This is a genomic window from Peribacillus huizhouensis, assembly GCF_014138605.1.
Taxonomy (GTDB): Bacteria; Bacillota; Bacilli; order Bacillales; family DSM-1321; genus Peribacillus; species Peribacillus huizhouensis.
The window spans coordinates 155163-171875 of sequence record NZ_JACJHX010000001.1 but is presented as its reverse complement, the minus strand read 5'-3'; the positions used below and the strand labels follow the sequence as shown (position 1 = coordinate 171875).

Below are 16713 nucleotides of genomic sequence, written 5' to 3'. Positions count from 1 at the left end.
TTCGTTGAATTAGGTCGGTAGTGTCGCTTTATCGAAGATTTTGCGACACTAGAATGTGACTAACCATAATCAGTGGGGGATGAAGCCAATCTCCACTGATTGAAGTCTCGCTTTATCGATTATGAAACGTATAAAGATGCCGATAAATAATACGAAGGTGATAAAAATGACAAATAATATGAAAATAAAGGACATTGCCGAAAAACTGTTAACAATTACAGAACCAAATGACCCTTTTCTTGATCAATGTAAAATGGATGAGAGAAAAGGTGTAGGCGACCTTTTATTGAAATGGAAAAATCGTTATCAAAAGGAGTTTCAATTACAAGAAGTATTTAAACAAATGTGTACAAATGAAACAGAACTTAGAAAACAAGGTTTCTCAGTTGTTGTTGGAATTGATGAAGTTGGAAGAGGGCCTCTAGCAGGGCCTGTTGTCGCCTGTGCTGTCATCCTTCCTGAAGATTTTTACTGTCCAGGTCTTACTGATTCTAAACAGTTATCAGAAACGAAGCGTAATCATTTTTTTGAAATCATTCGAGATCAAGCTGTGGCTATCGGTACAGGTATAATAGAAAGCGAAGTAATTGATCAAATAAACATCTATGAAGCTACAAAGAAAGCAATGCTAATGGCGATAACGAATCTAGGCATAACACCGGACTATTTACTAATCGATGCAATGAAATTAGAAGTGCCTATCCCACAGCTATCGATAATAAAAGGCGATAGTAAAAGTATCTCCATTGCGGCTGCATCAATCATGGCAAAAGTGACGCGAGATCGAATGATGAAAGAATATGCAATTCAGTATCCTCATTATGCTTTTGAGAAGAATATGGGCTATGGAACGAAAGCACATTTAGAAGGATTAGACCAATTTGGAATTACTCCATGGCATAGGAAGAGTTTTTCACCTTTAAAAGAAATGTTCGGCAATAAATAAAATCAATGGCTTTAGGAGGATAGAATGCAACCGATTCAATTACAGATGCAAACAAGACCGAGCGATGAACTGCAACAGAAAGGGAATTTTCATAGTGGACAAATTTTACTAGGAAAATTGACAAAGTTGTTTCCGAATAATCTAGCATCGGTACAGATAGGTTCACAACTGGTTATGGCAACATTGGATGTACCACTTACGGTCGGAGAAAGATATTGGCTTCAAGTGCAACCAGGTGAAGGTCAAGTCCGTTTAAAGCTTCTTGAAGCTATTTCTTCTAAAGAAATGGGAAGTAATAAGGTTGCAGAACAGTTATTAACATATCTGTTTATAGGGAATAGCAAAGAAGCCGCAGTACTAGTAGACTATTTTTTGAAAAATCAATTGCCGATTACCAAAGAGACTATAGGGGAGTCACTTGAGTTTGTAAAGCATTCTAGCACATTGAATCAAGGTCTTTCCATCATTAAAACGATGCTTGTTCAAGAACTTCCGTTTGTAAATGACGTGTTCATGGCTTTACACTCTGTCGAAAACGGAAAACCATTGCATCTAATTCTATCAACATTGTTTCAAAACTTACTAACAAATGAAAGAAATACTCCTGCTTCAGTGCAAACAAAAGCACTGTTAGAAACTTTAGTGCGCCCTAAAGAAGAGTTAATCGCATTAACTGGCATGCAAAAAATTCTTTCGCTATGGTTAAAAGCTGAAACACCGGCCAATGTCCGGGAGGGGGCCTATACACTTCTGCAAAGTACTGGGTTGATTCCTAATCATTTATCTGAATCAGAACTACTGTCTGCTTTTCTAGACAAAATCCTACCTTCAGGAAACAACAATGCCGCTGCTGTAGTGAGGGAAAGTTTATCGTATCTTTCGAGTCAAGAAATCATTCAGCCTATAGAAACAAATGATATATTAAGCCAATTAAATCAATTATTACGTAATGTTGGAGAAAGGCATAATCAACATATCCCATCATTTACAAAAACACTCCTTTTGGCTGTTCATGCAAATTTTGTAGCGAAGGGCGCAAACAATGGTAACCAAGAACAAAATCCAGTTGTAAAGCTATTAAACAATAATCCAGACATAGTAAAAGAGGCAAGCAGCAAAATCGGTGATCTTCTTCTAAAAACTGCATCATCTGAACAAATTGTAACGGAGAAAATGGATCCTCAAGCTATTGCTTTAAAATATATTTTACAAAACGAATTTAAAGTAATCGATTTCTCGAATGCAGGCTCGTTATCCTTTGCATTAAAAAAGATCATGTCGACAATGGGATTAGGTTTTGAATATGGCTTAGCAACGGAAAATCAAGTTTCAGATCATCAATTGGAAACGTTAAAACCATTATTAATGAAATTGTTGCAGGATGATCTGCCAGTTGCCGTTAAAAACTTAGCTGAGCAGGCTATTCAACGAATTACAGCTCAGCAAATTTTGGCTCAAGAAAACGGTCCACTTCAACAACTATTATTGCAAATTCCGTTAACAATGGGGACACATCAAACCGATTTAACGATGCAATGGATGGGTAGAAGAAAGAATGATGGTACGATTGATCCGGCATATTGCCGAATTATCTTTTATTTAGAACTGGAATCCCTTGAAGAAACAATCATTGATATGAGTGTTCAAAATCGTGTTATTAATGTTTCGATTATTCATGAACACCCTGATATGCTTGAAGAGCTTGCTACACCATTTATCGCAGTGCTAAAGAAAAATTTAGCAGGAATGGACTATAAGTTATCGAGTATTGTTTTTGATAACGAGACTAAAAAGGCTCAGTTTAAGAAAATGTCCCAAACTTCAATAAAGCTGAACGATACTTATAATGGATTGGATTTACGAATATGAATAATAAACGAAAAGAAGCCATTGCCCTGCAATACGATGGAAAAAAAGGATCAGTTCCTAAAGTACTTGCAAAAGGAAAAGGCAAAATTGCAGAAAACATACTTAAAACGGCTAAGGAGCGAAATATTCCGATTCAAGAAGATCCATCATTAGCAGAGTTACTTGGTAAACTGAATATTAATGAAACGATACCAGAAGAATTATACATGGCGGTTGCAGAAGTGTTTGCATTCGTATATAAGGCGGATAAAGAAGCGGAAAAACAAAAAAATGCATATTCACGTTATGAACAATAAAGTGAAACTTCAATCAGTGGGGGGCTTCATACTACACTGATTGTTAGTCCCGTTCAAGTGTCGCTAATCTCAACACTGATTTGGTAAAACGACCAAAAAGAATCACAGATTAAGTACGCCGCGTCCAGCGAGTGGGCCTCAACTAAACCTTTGTAGACAACAAAGGTAAGTTTCACTGAGAATCCTCACTAAATAGGCTTCTAATGGCAGTAATTCCCACCTATGCTTCTTTAATTGAGGTAGGGGGGACTTTAAGTTAATGAGGGATAAAAGTCAGAACTTACACTTCGTACACAATAAATTGACTGTGTATGGTAGTTGTGGGGTCTGACTCTTTTATTTTGGTGAATATGCAAAGAGTTATCGGAATATATTTTGATATAAAACTGTATACTAATTAATTTTTTTACCACGAAATAAAGTGAAACTTCAATCAGTGGTTTTTTTTATCCACCGCTGATTGTTAGTCCCGTTCTAGTATCGCTAATATCTCCGCTACCGCGTAGATTAAGCGATACTACGAACCCGAAATAATGAATCACAGACTAAGTGCGCCGCGTCCTGCGGCAACGTCTGTGTGACCCACATCCTGTGGGCCTCAACTAAACCTTTGAAGATCGCAAAGGTAAGTTTCACAGTATCTCACCAATCTGGCTTTTACGGGCAGCTATCCTCCACCTACACTTCTTCGATTCCTCTCAGCCTTGAGGTGGGTCGGATTACTGCCCGTTAAGGCGGGATAAAGGAGGAGTAAGTTCATGAAGTTAAATAAGTTATTAACTGAAAAAAGAAATCCTAATACGATGAATATCGATGAACTTTCAAGTGTTGACATCATTAAACTGATTAATAATGAAGATAAAAAAGTTCCAGTTGCTGTTGAAATTATTCTTCCAGAAATCGCTCAAATGGTTGATGAAATTGTTGATTCCTTCCAAAAAGGTGGAAGGTTAATTTATGTTGGAGCTGGGACAAGTGGAAGGCTAGGTGTACTTGATGCGTCAGAATGTCCGCCAACCTATGGAACTGATCCAAGTCTTGTAGTTGGTCTTATTGCCGGTGGTGTGAGAGCGCTCCAAAATGCAGTAGAAGGGGCGGAAGATGATCAAGAACAAGCGAAAGAAGATATTAGAAGTTTACATGTATCAGAGAAGGACTGTGTGATTGGCATTGCTGCTAGTGGTCGAACACCTTACACAATATCAGCGATGAAACAAGCGAAGGAACTGGGGGCAACTGTGGGCGCTATAATATGCAGTCCTGACTCAGAAATGGGGAATGTTGCCGATATACCTATGTTTGTAGAAGCAGGACCTGAAGTAATTACTGGTTCGACCAGAATGAAAGCAGGGACAGCTCAAAAGCTAGTATTAAATATGCTTACAACTGCAAGCATGATTAAAATGGATAAAGTGTATAGCAATTTAATGATTGATGTTCAACCAACTAATGAAAAACTTCGTGAACGGGCTAAAGCTATTGTTGCAGAAGCAACAGGTATTTCTATAACAGACGCAGACGATGCTTTACGAAGCTATGGTTCTGTCAAAGCTGCTATTCTAGCCATCGTGACAGGGGTTAAGGGAAAAAGTGTACAAGTAACATTAAATAAACATAATGGAAAATTAAAAGAAGCAATCGAAGACTTAACAAAAAAATAATACTAGTAAAAATTGAACTCTCCTAATACATGTTTTCTTTGTCGACATCATAGACTGAAACAACTCCTAAAAGTTGAAATGGAGTTGAATATTTTTTTGGGAATAAGGGCCAGTGCTTCGCAAAATCAGCTCCACACCTCCATCTTCATAAGGTGATCCGATTTGGGAAACCTGAACCATTTGCATCGTCGGGTGGGAGCAAAGGCTAATGGATGTTTTTGTGAAAATTTATTTGTCAACGAGTAAAGAAAGTGGGGGAGAGTAATGAGGAAGGAAGAACGATTAGCAAAAGAGATAAGTGAAAAAGTCGGTGGCGATTCAAATATTCGTCAAATTGCGTATTGTATGACGAGACTGCGGTTACAGTTAAACGATACAAGCAAAGTAAACATTACTGAAATTAAAGCGATAGACGGGGTAATGGGAGTAATTGAGGATGAAATGCTGCAGATTGTCATTGGACCAGGATTGGTCAATAAAGTGGCCTTAGAAATGAGTGCGCTTACAGGCCTGGCGGTAGGTGAGTTGAATGACCAGGAATTTTCTGATTTAGCAACGATAAAGCATAATGAAATCCGCTCGAAAAACAATACCCCTTTTAAAAATTTGCTAAGAAAAATCGGAAATATTTTTATCCCGCTAATCCCTGCTTTAGTTGCTTCAGGTATTATAAATGGAGTAGCGAATTTTGCCAAGAATGCAGGAGTCGATTCTACAGCAACTTGGATGCAGTTATTATTATTTATGGGTGGAGGAATTTTTGCCTATTTAGGTGTACTGGTCGGTTGGAATACGGCAAAAGAATTCGGCGGAACACCAGCACTGGGAGCTATAGCAGGAATCTTTATCTTTAACCCTGCCCTTGCCAATGTAGAATTGTTTGGAGAAATGCTACAACCGGGACGTGGGGGATTATTTACGGTTATCTTTGTAGCTTGGCTAATGGCTGCCACTGAAAAAAGTGTTCGTAAATTCATCCCAAATGCCATTGATATTATTTTTACCCCTTTAATTACGGTCTTATTTGTTGGATTCTTAACGTTATTGTTAATACAGCCAATAGGCGGTTATTTTACAGCTGGAATTACTAATGGAATCAATGCGATTATCGAATATGGTGGAGTATTTGCCGGGTTTATACTTGCAGGTACATTTTTACCGATTGTAATGGTTGGCTTGCATCACGGCTTAACGCCGATTCATATGGAATTAATCTCTAGTACTGGCGTTACAATTCTGCTGCCTATTTTAGCGATGGCTGGTGCTGGCCAAGTAGGTGCGGCAATTGCAATTTTTGTAAAAACGAAAAATAAAAAATTGAAGAATGTTATCAAAGGTGGGTTACCGGTTGGATTTTTAGGTATTGGCGAACCACTACTTTATGGGGTTACCCTGCCGCTAGGACGCCCCTTTTTAACAGCTTGTCTTGGTGGGGCAATGGGCGGAGCCTTCCAAGCATTTGTAAAAACAGCATCAACAGGGATAGGGGTATCAGGTTTATCACTCATTCCACTAATTGACGGCAAATATTTAATGTATTTTTTAGGCCTTTTGGTTGCATATGCTTTTGGTTTTATTTTCACTTACTTTTTCGGTTTTAAAGAAGAAATGGCTGAACATATTAAGTGATGGAAAGAGGGTCTCCAAAAGAGAGTCAGATCTCGCACTATTTACTCAGTTCATAGTTGTACGTACGTGTAATTTGAACTGTGTATTATGGGTGCGTGGTCTGACTCTTTTGTTTGAAATTAAAACGACTAGTATTGGAGGAATATGATGTTAGGATGTTCTGTTTATCTTGGTAATAGAAGTGATGAAGAACAAGAAACGTACCTAAAAGAAATGTCACAGGCTGGATTTCAGTTTATTTTTACCTCTCTGCATATCCTTGAAGATGATACGACTCATTTTAAAGATTTACTGAAAACTTTAGGTAGGCAGGCACGAACATACAACATGGACTTGGTCGCCGATATTTCCCCTGTTTCTTTTCAGCTCTTAGGATTCACACCCGATACGATCGAAGAAATAAAGACGTGGGGAGTAAATGGATTAAGGCTAGATTATGGATTGGAGCCTATTACAGTTGCTAAACTTTCACATACTATGAAGATTGCGTTAAATGCAAGTACAATTACTCTTGACTTTGTTCAAGATCTACTAAAAGCAAACATCAATTTGAATCAAGTTGAGGCCTGGCATAATTATTATCCACGTATCGAAACAGGACTAGATAAGAATGACTTTATAAAACAAAACATCATGCTTAAGAAATTAGGATTTAAAGTAATGGCATTTGTTCCGGGAGATAAGTTGCTAAGAGGTCCACTTAACGAAGGATTGCCTACACTTGAGCAACATCGTAATGAGCCTCCCTTCCAATCTTTTCTTGAGTTAATTCATGAGTGTAATGTTGATAAAGTTGCGATAGGAGACATTTCGCTACAAAAAGATACCCTTTTACAATTTGAGAAAATGGTCGATGGGTCAATTCCGCTAAGAAGTACAATCCATACACAACACCCACCGACAAAATCCATCATCGCTCTTAATCATCATAATCGGATGGATGCTGCAAGAGACGTCATCCGATCAAAAACTTCAAGAACTTATACTGCGAACAAGAATTATATCATTCATCCCGAGAATACGACTGAAAGAGCAATAGGTAGTATAACAATTGATAATGAGCAGTATGGTCGTTATCATGGGGAATTACAGATTGTCAAAAAAAATTTACCAATTAATGAAAAAGTAAATGTAGTGGGACGAGTTATTGAACAAGACTTAAATCTATTAAAGTATATAAAATCAGGTCAAGGATTCACAATAATAAACATTTTATTAGATTAGCTATTCTTGGAATAAAAAGAATTGTAGAAAAGTTTTGTACGTTTAAGTAGACAATTAAAATTACATTATATACAATGAAACCGCAGGCTATTTTATCCCATGTGAAAACGCTATATATATTACTTGTTTTCTCTGTTAGCCACAGAGGAATATGAGCCAATTCGATGAAATGGATTAAAAGGAATGTTATTCATTCTAACTTTTTAACATGTACATAAATCGGTATTGGTGTTAAATGGGATTTTAGTTTTGCGTTTTATCATTATAATTGTTTTATAGTTGACAAGGAGGATGGGAAATGAATATCCATGAGTATCAAGGTAAAGAGATCCTCAGACAATACGGGGTATCTGTTCCGAATGGCCGTGTAGCCTTTACTGTTGAGGAAGCAGTTGAAGCTGCAAAAGAATTAGGAACAGATGTTGTTGTTGTGAAAGCTCAAATTCATGCAGGCGGCCGTGGTAAAGCTGGCGGTGTTAAGGTTGCGAAAAATCTTGATGAAGCGCGTACATATGCAGCAGAAATTCTTGGGAAAACACTTATTACTCACCAAACTGGCCCTGAAGGGAAAGAAGTAAAACGTCTGTTAATTGAGGAAGGTTGCGACATTAAGAAAGAATACTATATAGGTCTTGTATTGGACCGTGATACATCTCGTGTCGTTCTAATGGCTTCAGAAGAAGGCGGAACAGAGATTGAAGAAGTGGCAGAAAAGACGCCTGAAAAAATCTTCAAGGAAGTTATTGATCCAGTAGTAGGTTTAACAGGCTTTCAAGCTAGAAGAATTGCATTTAACATTAATATCCCTAAGGAATTAGTCAATAAAGCTGTAAAGTTCATGTTAGGTCTATATACTGCTTTTGTTGAAAAAGACTGTTCCATTGCAGAAATTAATCCACTAGTCATAACTGGTGATGGAAATGTAATGGCTTTGGACGCAAAAATGAACTTTGATGATAACGCTTTATTCCGTCACAAAGATATATTAGAATACCGTGATCTTGATGAAGAAGATCCAAAAGAAATTGAAGCTTCGAAATATGATTTAAGCTATATTTCTTTGACGGGCAACATCGGTTGCATGGTTAACGGTGCAGGTCTTGCGATGTCTACGATGGATATCATCAAACATTATAGCGGAGACCCAGCAAACTTCCTTGATGTTGGCGGTGGTGCTACTGCGGAAAAAGTAACAGAGGCATTTAAAATTATTTTATCTGACAAAAATGTAAAAGGTATTTTTGTTAACATTTTTGGCGGAATTATGAAATGTGATGTAATTGCTGAAGGAGTAGTTGAAGCTGCGAAACAATTAGGACTTGATGTTCCAGTTGTTGTTCGTCTTGAAGGAACAAACGTTGATTTGGGTAAACAAATTTTAAAAGATTCCGGTTTGAATTTAACACCTGCTGAATCTATGGCAGACGGTGCACAAAAAATCGTATCACTTGTAGGATAAAAGGGCAGGGGGGACCAAAAATGGGCGTATTTATTAATAAAGATACTAAAGTCATTGTTCAAGGTATTACTGGTTCAACGGCTTTATTTCACACAAAACAAATGTTGGAATATGGGACTAAGATTGTCGGTGGAGTAACGCCAGGAAAAGGTGGAACTGAAGTTGAAGGTGTGCCAGTTTTTAACACGGTACTTGAAGCTGTTCGTGCAACTGGTGCCACTGCATCCGTGATTTATGTACCAGCTCCGTTTGCAGCAGATGCAATTCTTGAAGCAACAGATGCAGAATTAGATCTTGCAATCTGTATTACAGAACACATCCCAGTTATGGATATGGTGAAAGTTAAGCGTTATATGGAAGGCAAGAAGACTCGCTTAATTGGACCAAACTGTCCAGGCGTTATTACAGCTGATGAATGTAAAATAGGTATTATGCCTGGATACATTCATACAAAAGGTCATGTTGGTGTCGTTTCTCGTTCTGGTACGTTAACGTATGAAGCCGTTCATCAATTGACACAAGCAGGAATTGGCCAAACTTCAGCCGTCGGAATTGGCGGAGATCCAGTTAACGGAACAAACTTCATCGATGTTCTTAAAGCGTTCAATGAAGACCCTGAAACATATGCAGTCATCATGATTGGTGAAATTGGTGGAACAGCTGAAGAAGAAGCTGCTAAATGGGTAGCAGCTAATATGACGAAACCGGTTGTTGGCTTCATTGGTGGACGCACAGCCCCTCCAGGAAAAAGAATGGGACATGCTGGTGCAATCATCTCTGGAGGAAAAGGGACAGCAGATGAAAAAATCCGCGTTATGAATGAATGTGGAATCAAAGTCGCTGAAACTCCATCTGTCATGGGTGAAACACTAATTACTGTCCTAAAAGAAAAGGGCATCTACGAACAATGTAAGACAAATTAATAATCGATAAATTGGACTGCTTCAAAAGCAAGAGATAATATTCCGAAACTACGAAAAAAACAGTGCGTATGTATGTATGCAATACTGTTTGTAGAGTTCGAGGTAATTCTCTCTTTTGAGGCAGCCATTTATCTCTTCACGATCGTTCCCCTTCGTTAAAAACCGCATTAGGAGTGATCTAATTGGATTTTACTGATAAAATCATACATTTGCACCATTGTCGTGGTGTAGGATGGCAAACCATGAAGAAGATTCTTTTGGCAGACCCCTCACTGAATACTCTTTATACGAATTCCTTTCCCAAATGGCAAAGTACTCTTCCAATTTCTTCAGCAAAACTACAAACTTTTTATCAAGACCTCCATAGCATAAATATTCAAGAAATCATTCAACATTATAAAAATAATGATATTGAAATTGTTACGATAGCGGATGATGATTATCCAAACCTCTTAAAACAAATTTATGATCCTCCCTGGGTTCTTTATTTAAGAGGGGATAGAAGGTTGTTAACCTATGAGCATAGTTTAGGGGTAGTGGGAACGAGAAAACCGTCTGAGTACGGTGTAGCGGCCCTAAAAAGGGTATTGCCACCCCTTCTTAAGAAAGAATATGTCATTATTAGTGGTGTAGCGACAGGAATTGATGCTGCTGCACATCGAATAGCACTCGATTGCGGAGGAAAGACAATCGGTATTTTAGGAGGTGGCCACTTTCATATGTATCCTGTTAGTAATATTCACTTGGCCACAAATATTATCAAATATGGATTGCTTATTTCAGAAACTCCACCATCTAGACGTCCTGAACCATGGATGTTTCCAGTAAGAAACCGAATTATAAGTGGGCTATCCAAAGGGATTTTTGTTGTTGAAGCAAAGGAAAGAAGTGGTTCTTTAATAACGGCGAAGCACGCATTAGAGCAAGGTCGTGAGGTTTTTGCCCTACCAGGTAACATTACGAGTGATTTATCAGCTGGGTCCAATTTCTTAATTCAAGAAGGAGCTAAGATGGTACTTTCAGCAACGGATATTGACGTAGAGTTCGAAAGATATTAAACCTATTTTCTTCTATTATAATCAGCTGTTATTGGTGCTAAATCTTAGTGAGTGAAAATGAAAAATTTGAATGGAGGAGGACGTCTATTTTCGAGGTGTCCTCTGATTTATCGGCATAAACGGGTAGTCCCCCCACCTCAAGGATTAGAGGAATCGATAAAGCGGTAGGTGGGGGGATAACTGCCTAATTTAGTTGCGGATACTAGCCCAACTCAAGATCAAGCTGTAATACTCGTAGCAAACTACTCTACGCCCTATTCCAAATATGTGTTAGTCGGACTATCACAAGATGTGATGGCGTCTACGTTGCTCACAGGACGTGAGCAATCTTAGGAGACGTTCCTACACCAGTCGTCTTGATTTTTGACTTAAAAGCTCGATTGGTGAGATATAGTGAAACTTGCCGAGAGCTATGCAGAGGTAAAGTTTGCACCCACAGGATGTGGGTTACCCAGACGAAGACAGTAGACCGGGACTAACAATCAGTATGGGATGAAGAAAAGCCTACTGATTGAAGCTACACTTTTTAAAAAAATCTATTTCTTAAAGATAGTTATGTGATTATAATGAAAAACAAGCATAATCATATAATAACGTTGGAAATAACAAAAGTTTAATCTACTAATTTAGAAGTATCACTTGAAAATGTCTATGATTTGAAAAGAAAAATTTAATAAAAATGTTGATAATTTTGTAATGTTGGTATAATTTTGCATCAGGCTGAATATTTCAGAACCATTTATGAAAACGGTTTCTTATATCTGTGATAAAATAAAAAAAATCAAAGAAGATTGACAAATGATTTTTGTATGATTAATAATAGTGAAGATTTATATTACCTCTTGAGGAGGATTTATTGAATGTCAGAATACTTAGTAATAGTGGAATCACCAGCGAAAGCGAAAACAATAGAACGTTATTTAGGAAAGAAATATAAAGTAAGAGCTTCTATGGGACATGTTCGTGATTTGCCGAAGAGTCAAATGGGTGTAGATGTAGAACATGAGTATAACCCGAAATATATTACAATCCGAGGAAAAGGACCAGTATTAAAAGAATTGAAAACAGCTGCAAAAAAAGCGAAGAAAATCTATCTCGCAGCTGACCCCGACAGAGAAGGGGAAGCGATTGCATGGCACTTAGCTCACAGTCTTGGAGTAGATATTGCGTCAGATTGTCGAGTGGTGTTTAATGAAATTACAAAAGAGGCAATTAAAGAATCGTTTAAAACACCTCGTCCAATCAATATGGATTTAGTGGATGCACAACAAGCACGAAGAATCCTTGATCGTTTGGTCGGATATAATATTAGTCCATTATTATGGAAGAAAGTTAAAAAGGGTCTAAGTGCTGGACGTGTTCAATCCGTTGCGGTTCGGATGATCATTGACAGGGAAAAAGAAATCAAGAGCTTTGTACCAGAAGAGTATTGGACAATTAAATCCGATTTTCTAAAAGGTACAGACCAATTCGAAGGATCGTTTTTTAGTAAAGCAGGAGAACGAGTTGAACTGAAGTCAGAACATGATGTTAAACAAATATTGGATGCTATCACCGGAAGTGAATTCAAAATCAATAAGGTGACAAAAAAGGAAAGAAAACGTAATCCCGCAGCTCCATTTACAACATCATCTCTTCAACAAGAAGCTGCGAGAAAGTTGAATTTTCGTGCAAGGAAAACAATGATGTTAGCTCAGCAATTGTATGAAGGGATCGAATTAGGTAAAGGTGGAACGATTGGATTAATCACTTATATGAGAACTGATTCCACTCGTATTTCAGATAGTGCTAAGGAAGAAGTCCGTAGTTTTATTGGTAGTGCATATGGTCAGGAATATATTCTAATGGAAGAACGTAAGGATAAAAAACAAACAAATTCCCAGGATGCACACGAAGCAATCCGGCCGACAAGTGCGCTTAGAGATCCGAGTTCTATTAAAGAATATTTGTCGAGAGACCAATTCCGCCTATATAAATTAATTTGGGAGCGCTTAGTATCTAGTCAGATGGCTTCTGCAGTTATGGATACGATGACAATTGATTTAATCAATACTGATATTATTTTTAGAGCAAATGGTTCCAAAATAAAGTTTCCTGGATTCATGAAAGTATATGTTGAAGGTACAGATGATTCAGTGGAAGAAAAAGAAAATATGTTGCCTGAAGTGAGCGAAGGTGATACGTTTTTCGCAAAAGACATTGAACCGAAACAGCATTTCACCCAGCCGCCGCCAAGGTATACGGAGGCTAGACTTGTAAAAACTCTTGAAGAATTAGGTATAGGTCGCCCTTCCACGTATGCGCCAACTTTAGATACAATTCAAAAAAGAGGGTATGTATCGCTCGATAATAAACGTTTTATTCCTACAGAGCTAGGAGAAATTGTTCTAGAATTAATTATGGAATTCTTTCCGGATGTACTTGACTTGGCATTCACCGCTAAAATGGAACGTGAATTCGATAATATTGAGGCAGGAAATATGGAATGGATCCAAGTAATTGACGAATTTTATAAGGAATTCGAAGTCCATCTAATAAAAGCGGAAGCGGAAATGGAAAAAGTAGAAATCAAGGATGAACCAGCTGGCGAAGACTGTGAGGAATGCGGAAATCCAATGGTATTTAAAATGGGTCGCTATGGGAAATTTATGGCTTGCAGTAATTTTCCAGACTGTCGTAATACAAAACCGATTGTGAAAGAAATCGGTGTCAAATGTCCGAAATGTCATGAAGGTAATATAATTGAAAGAAAAAGTAAAAAACGCCGTCTATTCTATGGGTGTGATCGTTATCCAGAGTGTGACTTTATCTCTTGGGATAAACCACTGCCAAGACCATGTCCGAAATGTGAAGGAACTTTAGTAGAGAAAAAATTGAAAAAAGGCGTACAAGTACAGTGTGTAAACTGTGATTATAAAGAAACACCACAAAATTAGTTCTTAAGGTGAGTGAACAGCTCACCTTTTTAATTTTTTATCCCGTTTTAACGGGAAGTAAAACCACTACTGAATGCAGTTTCCTTTATGTGGATTAGAGCGTCTATTTAATAAAATTACACATCATCTAGTTTTTTGTTATAATTGGTGCTTGCTTTCGCTTAATGAAAGAGCAGCTCCTTTTATTAACAAAAATGTAAGTGTATGAGGTATTTATTGGTGAATAATTGGTGATAATGCTTGAAACTTTCATCTTTCCAATATGTAAGGTAAAATGCAATGGACAAGGAGTTTCTGTAGGTTATATAATTTACTATTGCTGATATTAACAGAAACATTTTCACATTGTGAGTGTTTAGGAAAATAAAGCATGATTTACATATACTTGATATACTTGATATTCATATTCATATTTATATGCGGAGGTACGTAGAATGAAAGAAACAGTTGTCAATGTAATCGGGGCTGGATTAGCTGGAAGTGAAGCGGTCTGGCAACTAGCTAATCGTGGAGTTAAAGTTAATCTATACGAAATGCGGCCTGTAAAGCAAACACCTGCCCACCATACAGATAAATTCGCTGAACTTGTTTGCAGTAACTCTTTGCGTGCAAATGGTTTAACAAACGCAGTTGGAGTCTTAAAGGAAGAAATGCGCCAGTTGAATTCAGTCATCATGCTAGCTGCAGATGCATGTGCGGTTCCAGCGGGAGGAGCTTTGGCTGTTGACCGGCATGAATTTGCAGGCAAAGTGACAGAAATGGTGAGAAATCATCCCAATGTTACGGTATTGAATGAAGAAATGACAGAAATACCTGAAGGTCCGACAATCATTGCGACAGGACCTTTAACAAGCCAAGCGCTTTCTACTAAGCTTCAAGAAATAATGGATGAAGAATATTTGTATTTTTACGATGCAGCTGCTCCAATTATTGAAAGAGACAGCATTAATATGGATAAGGTATATTTGAAATCTCGTTATGATAAGGGAGAAGCAGCATACTTGAATTGTCCAATGACTGAAGAAGAATTCAACCGTTTTTATGAAGCACTTATTGCTGCTGAGACCGTTCCACTTAAGGAATTTGAGAAGGAAATATTCTTTGAAGGCTGCATGCCGATTGAAGTAATGGCATCAAGAGGGAAAAAAACGATGTTATTTGGCCCACTTAAGCCTGTAGGTCTTGAAGATCCAAAAACAGGGAAAAGACCTTATGCAGTTATTCAATTACGTCAAGATGATGCAGCTGGAACTCTTTACAATCTTGTCGGTTTTCAGACACATTTAAAATGGGGACCTCAAAAGGAAGTCCTTCAATTAATTCCAGGTCTTGAGAATGCGGAAATTGTACGATATGGCGTTATGCATCGAAATACATTCATCAATTCACCTAAAGTATTAAAACCGACCTATCAATTTAAGAATCGTGAAGATTTATTTTTTGCAGGTCAAATGACAGGGGTTGAAGGATATGTAGAGTCAGCTGCATCCGGACTTGCTGCAGGTATAAATGCTGCGAAAATTGTATTAGGACAAGAGCCTGTTGTATTCCCAGCTGAAACAGCAATCGGTAGCATGGCGAGATATATAACCTCAACCAACGCAAAAACATTTCAGCCGATGAATGCGAATTTTGGGATCTTTCCAGAGCTTGACGAGAAAATTAGAGGGAAAAAAGAACGCAATGAGAAGCATGCATCAAGAGCATTGGAAACAATTCAGAAATTTGTGAAGAATTTGTAAATTTGTTTGCCTCCGATATTAATATGTGATACTATTTAATAGCCTTTGCGAGGTGTACCGAATGTTACAGGCAAATCAAGCTTTATCTTCTTTTATAGAATATTTGCAAATTGAAAAAAACTGTTCACACTATACCATTGAAAGTTATCAACGGGATATCGAAGAATTTGTTTTGTTCATGAATGAACAAGGCATGAACTCGATTGATTCTGTTGAATATTTTGATGCGCGCTTATTTTTGACAAAATTATACGAATGTAATCTTTCCAAAAGATCAGTTGCAAGAAAAACGTCCTGCTTGCGGAGTTTTTATAAATTTTTAATGCGTGAGGGGTTTGTGAAAGAAAACCCCTTTTCCCTTGTATCACTTCCTAAAAAAGATCAAAAGCTACCGCGCTTTTTATACGAAGAAGAGTTGAATCAACTGTTTTTATCACTAGAACTTGATTCACCGATGGGATTGAGAGATGCTGCTTTATTGGAATTGTTATATGCAACTGGGATACGTGTCAGTGAAGGCTGTGATATTAAGCTTCAAGATCTTGATTTTTCACTAGGAACCGTTTTAGTACATGGTAAAGGAAAAAAAGATCGCTATATGCCGTTGGGTCAATATGCCAAAGATGCAATAGCAACTTACATACATGATGCAAGGGCAAAAGTGATGACTTCACATGCAAAGTCTCATCCCTTTTTGTTAATAAATTTTCGTGGAGATCCACTTACACCAAGAGGGGTGCGTTATATACTAACAGCGATTATTAAAAAAGCTGCACAGAAAATAGAATTGCATCCTCATATGTTAAGGCATTCGTTTGCCACACATCTTTTGAATAATGGAGCGGATTTAAGAACAGTCCAAGAATTATTGGGACATTCTAAAATTTCGTCAACACAAATTTATACACATGTAACAAAAGAACAATTAAGGAAAGTCTACAATGCATCACATCCGCGAGCATAATCGCTT

The 16713-nt window shown here is 37.6% G+C and carries 12 protein-coding genes; all 12 read left to right on the top strand.

The window, feature by feature from the left end; translation table 11 throughout:
- The first annotated feature begins 166 nt into the window (after positions 1–166).
- The 12 genes from rnhB (at position 167) to xerC (ending at position 16707) form a co-directional block, all read left to right on the top strand.
- On the top strand, positions 167–946 hold the full coding sequence (gene rnhB, locus HNP81_RS00785; protein ID WP_235179165.1) for a ribonuclease HII: 780 nt from the start codon (positions 167–169) through the stop codon (positions 944–946).
- A 24-nt stretch (positions 947–970) separates the two neighbouring features.
- Entirely contained in the window at positions 971–2815 is a 1845-nt protein-coding gene (locus tag HNP81_RS00780; protein ID WP_182501272.1) for a TP0910 N-terminal domain-containing protein, read from the top strand.
- Positions 2812–3111 (top strand): EscU/YscU/HrcU family type III secretion system export apparatus switch protein, encoded by a 300-nt coding sequence (locus tag HNP81_RS00775; protein WP_028392870.1) that lies wholly within the window; start codon positions 2812–2814, stop codon positions 3109–3111. Before HNP81_RS00780 ends, HNP81_RS00775 begins: the two co-directional genes overlap by 4 nt.
- Positions 3112–3869: 758 nt before the next feature.
- The gene (gene murQ, locus HNP81_RS00770) at positions 3870–4772 is read left to right on the top strand and encodes an N-acetylmuramic acid 6-phosphate etherase (protein ID WP_182501271.1); all 903 of its coding nucleotides are present in this window, start codon (positions 3870–3872) and stop codon (positions 4770–4772) included.
- Between the two features lie 264 nt (positions 4773–5036).
- Positions 5037–6401: a PTS transporter subunit EIIC gene (locus HNP81_RS00765; protein WP_182501270.1), complete on the top strand. Its 1365-nt coding sequence runs from the start codon at positions 5037–5039 to the stop codon at positions 6399–6401.
- A gap of 144 nt (positions 6402–6545) precedes the next feature.
- Positions 6546–7625 (top strand): DUF871 domain-containing protein, encoded by a 1080-nt coding sequence (locus HNP81_RS00760; RefSeq protein ID WP_312859635.1) that lies wholly within the window; start codon positions 6546–6548, stop codon positions 7623–7625.
- 298 nt (positions 7626–7923) lie between these two features.
- Positions 7924–9084: an ADP-forming succinate--CoA ligase subunit beta gene (gene sucC / locus HNP81_RS00755; protein ID WP_028392866.1), complete on the top strand. Its 1161-nt coding sequence runs from the start codon at positions 7924–7926 to the stop codon at positions 9082–9084.
- Between the two features lie 20 nt (positions 9085–9104).
- Positions 9105–10007 carry a succinate--CoA ligase subunit alpha gene (gene sucD, locus HNP81_RS00750; protein ID WP_028392865.1) on the top strand — a complete coding sequence of 301 codons (903 nt, stop codon included), beginning with the start codon at positions 9105–9107 and terminating at the stop codon, positions 10005–10007.
- 242 nt (positions 10008–10249) lie between these two features.
- The gene (gene dprA, locus HNP81_RS00745; protein WP_246399199.1) at positions 10250–11065 is read left to right on the top strand and encodes a DNA-processing protein DprA; all 816 of its coding nucleotides are present in this window, start codon (positions 10250–10252) and stop codon (positions 11063–11065) included.
- 860 nt (positions 11066–11925) lie between these two features.
- Entirely contained in the window at positions 11926–14001 is a 2076-nt protein-coding gene (gene topA, locus HNP81_RS00740) for a type I DNA topoisomerase (protein ID WP_028392863.1), read from the top strand.
- Between the two features lie 434 nt (positions 14002–14435).
- Entirely contained in the window at positions 14436–15743 is a 1308-nt protein-coding gene (gene trmFO / locus HNP81_RS00735) for an FADH(2)-oxidizing methylenetetrahydrofolate--tRNA-(uracil(54)-C(5))-methyltransferase TrmFO (RefSeq protein ID WP_028392862.1), read from the top strand.
- A gap of 61 nt (positions 15744–15804) precedes the next feature.
- Positions 15805–16707: a tyrosine recombinase XerC gene (gene xerC, locus HNP81_RS00730; protein WP_182501268.1), complete on the top strand. Its 903-nt coding sequence runs from the start codon at positions 15805–15807 to the stop codon at positions 16705–16707.
- Positions 16708–16713 lie beyond the last annotated feature (6 nt).

Excerpts from the sequence above, each read along its gene's own strand:
- rnhB (WP_235179165.1), top strand. The coding sequence starts at position 167 with ATGACAAATAATATGAAAATAAAGGACATTGCCGAAAAACTGTTAACA.
- HNP81_RS00780 (WP_182501272.1), top strand. The coding sequence starts at position 971 with ATGCAACCGATTCAATTACAGATGCAAACAAGACCGAGCGATGAACTG.
- HNP81_RS00775 (WP_028392870.1), top strand. The coding sequence starts at position 2,812 with ATGAATAATAAACGAAAAGAAGCCATTGCCCTGCAATACGATGGAAAA.
- murQ (WP_182501271.1), top strand. The coding sequence starts at position 3,870 with ATGAAGTTAAATAAGTTATTAACTGAAAAAAGAAATCCTAATACGATG.
- HNP81_RS00765 (WP_182501270.1), top strand. The coding sequence starts at position 5,037 with ATGAGGAAGGAAGAACGATTAGCAAAAGAGATAAGTGAAAAAGTCGGT.
- HNP81_RS00760 (WP_312859635.1), top strand. The coding sequence starts at position 6,546 with ATGATGTTAGGATGTTCTGTTTATCTTGGTAATAGAAGTGATGAAGAA.
- sucC (WP_028392866.1), top strand. The coding sequence starts at position 7,924 with ATGAATATCCATGAGTATCAAGGTAAAGAGATCCTCAGACAATACGGG.
- sucD (WP_028392865.1), top strand. The coding sequence starts at position 9,105 with ATGGGCGTATTTATTAATAAAGATACTAAAGTCATTGTTCAAGGTATT.
- dprA (WP_246399199.1), top strand. The coding sequence starts at position 10,250 with ATGAAGAAGATTCTTTTGGCAGACCCCTCACTGAATACTCTTTATACG.
- topA (WP_028392863.1), top strand. The coding sequence starts at position 11,926 with ATGTCAGAATACTTAGTAATAGTGGAATCACCAGCGAAAGCGAAAACA.
- trmFO (WP_028392862.1), top strand. The coding sequence starts at position 14,436 with ATGAAAGAAACAGTTGTCAATGTAATCGGGGCTGGATTAGCTGGAAGT.
- xerC (WP_182501268.1), top strand. The coding sequence starts at position 15,805 with ATGTTACAGGCAAATCAAGCTTTATCTTCTTTTATAGAATATTTGCAA.